This is a genomic window from bacterium (assembly GCA_040753085.1).
Classification (GTDB): domain Bacteria; phylum UBA9089; class JASEGY01; order JASEGY01; family JASEGY01; genus JASEGY01.
The window spans coordinates 1-5,653 of the sequence record JBFMHI010000177.1 but is presented as its reverse complement, the minus strand read 5'-3'; the positions used below and the strand labels follow the sequence as shown (position 1 = coordinate 5,653).

5 protein-coding genes are annotated in these 5,653 nt (G+C 43.2%); 3 read left to right on the top strand and 2 right to left on the bottom strand.

Translation table 11 applies throughout. The features are described 5' to 3' along the window. Positions 1–36: 36 nt before the first annotated feature. Positions 37–1,137 carry a hypothetical protein gene (locus AB1797_12835; protein ID MEW5768476.1) on the bottom strand — a complete coding sequence of 367 codons (1,101 nt, stop codon included), beginning with the start codon at positions 1,135–1,137 and terminating at the stop codon, positions 37–39. Further along, positions 1,130–1,423 carry a hypothetical protein gene (locus AB1797_12830; protein MEW5768475.1) on the bottom strand — a complete coding sequence of 98 codons (294 nt, stop codon included), beginning with the start codon at positions 1,421–1,423 and terminating at the stop codon, positions 1,130–1,132. The genes AB1797_12835 and AB1797_12830 overlap by 8 nt, the downstream gene beginning before the upstream one ends. A 777-nt stretch (positions 1,424–2,200) precedes the next feature. Here AB1797_12830 and AB1797_12825 point away from each other — a divergent pair. The 3 genes from AB1797_12825 (at position 2,201) to AB1797_12815 (ending at position 5,444) form a co-directional block, all read left to right on the top strand. Beyond that, on the top strand, positions 2,201–2,518 hold the full coding sequence (locus tag AB1797_12825; GenBank protein ID MEW5768474.1) for a helix-turn-helix domain-containing protein: 318 nt from the start codon (positions 2,201–2,203) through the stop codon (positions 2,516–2,518). 1 nt (position 2,519) lies between these two features. After that, the gene (locus AB1797_12820) at positions 2,520–5,207 is read left to right on the top strand and encodes a hypothetical protein (GenBank protein ID MEW5768473.1); all 2,688 of its coding nucleotides are present in this window, start codon (positions 2,520–2,522) and stop codon (positions 5,205–5,207) included. A 78-nt stretch (positions 5,208–5,285) separates the two neighbouring features. Then, positions 5,286–5,444, top strand: coding sequence for a GxxExxY protein (locus tag AB1797_12815; protein ID MEW5768472.1), 159 nt, complete (start codon positions 5,286–5,288; stop codon positions 5,442–5,444). Positions 5,445–5,653 lie beyond the last annotated feature (209 nt).

The following is a 5,653-nucleotide window of genomic DNA, read 5'->3' as shown; positions in this document are numbered from 1 at the left end:
GATAATTCTGAAATCAGCGTATTTGCCTAATGTTTTTCAGGTTAAGAGAATTGACAGATGAAAATGCTCTGTCATGAGTGTTTCTAAGTCATATTCTCGCCTAATCTTTCTCGTAATTTGCGTAATAGTCAATTTCGAAAAAGCTCTTTGGGCTTTCAATCGCATTGCTACCAAATAGGATATTACTTTGATTAGCAACCCGGCATAAAGACCATCACCTTGTAGTTGCATAGATTTAATTTTGAAAGTGGATTTGAGAGTTTTCCAAAAACATTCAATAAGATAATGCTGTTTCCAAATATGCCAGATTTCGGCGCTACGCATTAGTGTCTTACTAAAATCCATTAAGTAATAATTACGTGTGGTGCTTTTCTTATAGAAAAAGAGGACGGTCTTACCAAATGTCGGACTATGAGCTTCGATTCTGCAGGAGGGCACATCAATACCCCATTGGTTTTCGGACAGTGGAATCTCTTTTTTCCACTCTGATGCTTTCTGCTTTTTCCCGTTGATGGTAAAGGTATAGTTTCCTTTCCCTGCAATAATAATCTTATGAAAACCAAGTAGATGGAGTTCTTGCTTTAAGAACTCGGACACGAACCACGAATCCAGAGTGATAGGGAAGGCAGTTAGATCGATATCTTCTTTGACAAATTCGTCTTTCAGACGTGTTAACATAGCGATCAGTAAACTCGGTTTATCGGTATGGGCACGACCTTGTTTGGAGCAAAAAAGTAAATACAAGGGAAAAACAATGCCACTGATAGTGAGCACAATTCCAAGCAAGTCATTACCATTGATTACCTTCTTACAACGACCGCTGTACCAACTCCACGTACAGCGAAGCATTCTTCCCAGCCGGTCAATCACACTGTTGTCGACTGATATGGTAACGCTAGCTCTGGATTTGGTCGCTTCACTCTTTTTTAAGAGAGGTTTGAGATGTTCAGAGGCCTGTTTTACCATAAAGCGAATGAGCATTTCCTGAAGGTAATAAAGACTCCATTTTTTAAGACAAGTATAAAATTGTTGATGAGAAATGCCTAGAAAATCAGCTAGCTGCTTTGGATTGTAAAATCCGGGCATCGTTTCAAAATGCTGAAATAGCAGCTTTACACTTTTAGCAATTTTAGGCAATCTGTGCAGCAAACATAAACAGCCTTTTCCCGCTCTGAAAGCCAGTTTGGGACTTTTTTGTGTTCCGGTTGGAGAACAAAAAGTGTAAACCGATCTCTCCCTTCTCAAGTAGCGATTTGAAACGATGCCAAAATCCGAAAAAGTGAGCCAACGCTAAAAACATGATCGTTTGGAAAGCGATCACCTTATTTTGACGAAATTCCTTTTGAAATATGACGAAAAACCAAGTAAATACTTTATTCAGACACTGTTTAGGATAAGGACTTTGTTCTCTGGTAGGTTTCATGCTTCTTTGCCTCCTGCTGTTTTTGGGGTTGTGGTTATTGCTTTTAATCCAATTATACCACAGGAGGCAGGAATTTGCAAGTAATTTATTTGCAGTTAATTACATCTCTTATTTTGGCTGGCCGAGCATTTTCATGAAGGATAACTTTTAACTCTAATTAATCAAGGCTGTTTTGCAGATTCTGGAATTATCAGAAGTTAAATATTATTTAACCGTTCACCTCACCACGGAGACACAGAGACACTGAGAAAAATCTAAAGGACAAGTCTCTTAATTCTGTCTTTCAAAACAGGTATGTTGAAATTTATAATAAGGCCTATTTTAACCCCCGACAATCAGCAATTCTAATTTGCCCAACTAAAATATCAAGATTGTGGCTCTGAATTTTGCTGGTGAGTGACCTTGAATGGCCTTTAAGACAGTATCCAACTTACCAATTCAGCTTTGAGTTAAGCTAAATTTGATGATCCGGCAAAAAGTCTCAATGGAACAAAAGCCACTCTAACCCATTCCCTCCCTCCTCAGCACATTCCTCTATATCCACCTTCACTACAATCTTATAACTCCCCATCTCTGGTAGCCCTCCTTTTTTATTTCGCTACCATTATTATCGACAAAATTTTCCCTCTACTTTAACCTCCTCCCTTGCCATTGTTGATAATTTCTAATCATACAGGTCGCAATATTTCGGGGGAGGTTAGTAATCAGTAAGGTAAGAATAATAAATATTGAAAATTAATGATATAAATTTATAGCAAAAAAATATTTTAACAAATATTGACAAAAAAAAATCTATATGTTATACTAATAGTAGATAAAGAAGAGACTGCTCAGGTAAATAGGCTGAAGATTGTCCAAGGCCTTCCACCTTCAGTCTATCCACCTGAGGAAAAAATCAAGGGGGTAATAAAGATGCAGCACAATCAAACAATAATTATGACGGTCAGAGATTTAGCCCAATATCTGAAGCTCCATGAAACAAGTATCTATCGGATGTGTAAAGAAAGGCAGATACCGGCCCACCGGATAGGATCAAGCTGGAGGTTCAGGAAGGATGAGATAGATCACTGGTTTTTGGAGGAGAGGAAGTTCTAAGATGAACCGGACCAAGCTCTCTCACCTAAATTCATTTGCCTTAGCTCTCATTATTATCTTAATTTCTTTTGGCTCAGCCGAGGCCTTCCGCTACGTTAATCCCGATTCAGGCACCGATCTAATGATCAACGGATTCGGGGCCTGGCAAGGAAGGAACACAAATATCAGCGGAGATGAAGACAGTGTCCGCCACGGAAATCCACAGTTAAGCCCTAATTACTCTCAGGACTTTAAGTTTAACTTAGCTACTAATGGAACCGCTTTTGTCTGGCATGACTATAAACTTACGGGCAGCGTCAGATATAACTCTCAATATCAGGGAGAAAAGGAGAATACAGACATCCCTCTTTTAGCCAAACCTGAAGACGATTCCAACCTGGAGCTATTTTTGAAATTAGCCCACCGGAATTCCTACCTCTCTCTGGGAGACCAGACCCTTGGTTTTAAGGGCACAGAGTTCTCCCTATATAACCAATCCCTTTTTGGCCTCAAGGCATATAATGAAGGAGACAGGCATACCCTTACGGCGATTGGGGCTCAGGCCAAAGGGGCCTCCGCCTATATCGAGCTTCCGGCCGATGGGACCAGCGGTCCTTATTATCTTCCTCACGCCCCTATCCTTCGGGGGACGGAAGTAGTCAAGACCGAAGTCAGGGATATACTCGATACTGTAAACCTGGTTATCGAAAGCCACACTAAGAGGCGCGGCGTCGACTATTCTATTGATTACGAGGAAGGCAAAATCGTCTTCTTCATGCCGTTAAGGAGTGAGACCCTGGAAGGAGACCCTCAGTTAATTACGGTCTCTTATCAGTATCTTCCTTCCAAAACAGGCTACCGAAGATACATTGGCGGACTTCGGGGAAGCACCCAAATTAACGACCACGTCACCATTGGAGCCACATATTTGACCAAATTTGATGACGCCAACTCCTGGCGTGGACGAAAGGTCAAGACGGATACCTTTAAACATCAGGTCTATGGTCTGGATCTGGGATATAGTATGGGGGAAGGACTAAATATCTCCACGGAATTTGCCCAAAGCGAAGGTAGTGAAATGGAAGAAGCCAGGGACGATTCAGCCTTTAAGTTGGAAGCCACTTCTAAGATTGCTGATCGGGTAAGTCTGTCCGGTTCATACCGTCGGGTAGAGGAAAACTTTACCCCTATGGATCGTCCCTCCTTAGATAGTGATAAAAACAAGGAAAGTTATAAGTTCAGCGCTAATTATGCCTTGGCTGACCATCAGAAGCTCTCTGCCTCTTACGACCTCTGGCAGCCGATTATTTCTGAAGATGGGTCGCCGGTGCTGAGGCATCGGCTTATGGCGGTTGGTTGGAGTGGAGAGTGGCCAGCCTGGCCCAGGATAAGCACCAAATATGAGGTGCGAGATGTTTATGATGCCGATCGGGAGAATACCGATAAGCGGGAAGAGGTAGGCACGATTGATCTGAACTATACCTTTAATAATCTCTTCCTCATCGGCGATATAGGGACAAACCTGAATTATCAATACACCGAGACAGAAGATGGGTTGGCTACCGGGCCAAGTGGGATACGTTGTCATCAAGGGGCTGTCTCTTTTAGTCTTTCTCCCTTTAAATGGCTTTCCAGCTCAATCGGAGAGCGTTATAAAGTGACTACCAATAAGGCTACGGGCGAGAAGACCGAAGAAAGCAGTTTTATCTTTGGCGGCAAGGCCGATCCTAAGGCCACCGTGACTACTGATTCTACAACGGGCAAAGTTGGAGTGACGGTTGATGAAGAGGGCAACGTCGATGCCAAGGGTGAGGCTACCGTCACTACTGATTCTACCACCGGCAAGGTTGGCGTGACGGTTGATGAAGAGGGTAATGTCGATGCCAATGCGGGTGCCACTGTCACTACCGATGCCGGAAGTGGTCAAGTGGGAGTGGGGATCGATGAAAGCGGTAATGCCAAAGGTGAGGCCGCCTTAGTCCTTGGCACCGAGATCAAGATCAACGAACACCTGAAGGCCCTATTGGCTTATGAGCACAAATCTGAGGCTACCTTCAAGGTGGATGGAATGGACGGCAAGCTCCAGGGAATAACCAATGTCGGCTCTTTAGGTTTGAGCTATACCCCCTTCCCTTTCCTTTCTATATTCACTAAATACGAATTGGGTGAAACTAAAAAATATGATCCCACCCGGATAACTAACCGAACCCAAAGCCTGGACGGCGAGGTTAAATATAATCCCAGCAGGGATCTTTCCTTCACCTTGAGCGGTAAGCTGGAAGAACTAAGAGATGTCAACAAGTTTTCTGATGGTCTGAAGCATTACAGTGATGAGATTTCATTAAGGGCTAATTACAACCTGGCTACTGATTTAGCCTTCTTCGGGGGGTACACCTTAGGGGAAATAGTCGAGTATGCTGCCCCCAAGACCGAGACCAGGACAGAGCAAAGGTGGCTGGGACTGAGATATGACATCAATAACCGGTGGGATATTATGGCCCGCTATCGGGCAGCCCTCTTAGAGGTAGACTATGTTGGACATAAGGCCGACAATCAGCAACATACCGCCACCACCGAATTAGGGTATGAGCTTAGCCGGTTCTCAAAAATGGCCTTAGGTTACGAACATATCCAATATAAAGACGATGATGAATCAGAGGAGGACTACAAGCTTCACAAAGGCTACTTGAAGTTGCTTGGTAAATTTTAAGGTAATTATTCAGCCACTAATTAACACGGATTAGCACGGATAGTAATCGTTCACCACAGAGACACAGAGACACGGAGAATGATTTTAGAGAAAGTACTTACAGAGCAAATAATTGGGGCAACAATAGAAGTTCATAGGCATTTAGGACATGGTTTATTAGAGTCCGCCTACGAAGAATGCCTTTCTCATGAACTCTATTTGTGTGGTCTAAATTTTGAACGACAAAGACCTCATTAAGAGACTTTTGTCCTTTAGATTTTTCGGCATCGTTTCAAATCGCTACTTGAGAAGGGAGAGATCGGTTTACACTTTTAGAGCCCAGAGCAGTTTTGTCTCTACCACAAGCAACCGGTAACGCCTCGGAGGAAGCCCCGAGGTTGGAAAAGCAAAACGGTAGAGTTGGCAGTGTGTTATCTATTGGAGCGGTGGGTAGTCCAACAAGGTTC

Bases quoted from the DNA above. Each gene is read 5' to 3' on its own strand.
- AB1797_12830 (MEW5768475.1), bottom strand. From the start codon at position 1,423: ATGAAACCTACCAGAGAACAAAGTCCTTATCCTAAACAGTGTCTGAAT.
- AB1797_12820 (MEW5768473.1), top strand. From the start codon at position 2,520: ATGAACCGGACCAAGCTCTCTCACCTAAATTCATTTGCCTTAGCTCTC.
- AB1797_12815 (MEW5768472.1), top strand. From the start codon at position 5,286: ATGATTTTAGAGAAAGTACTTACAGAGCAAATAATTGGGGCAACAATA.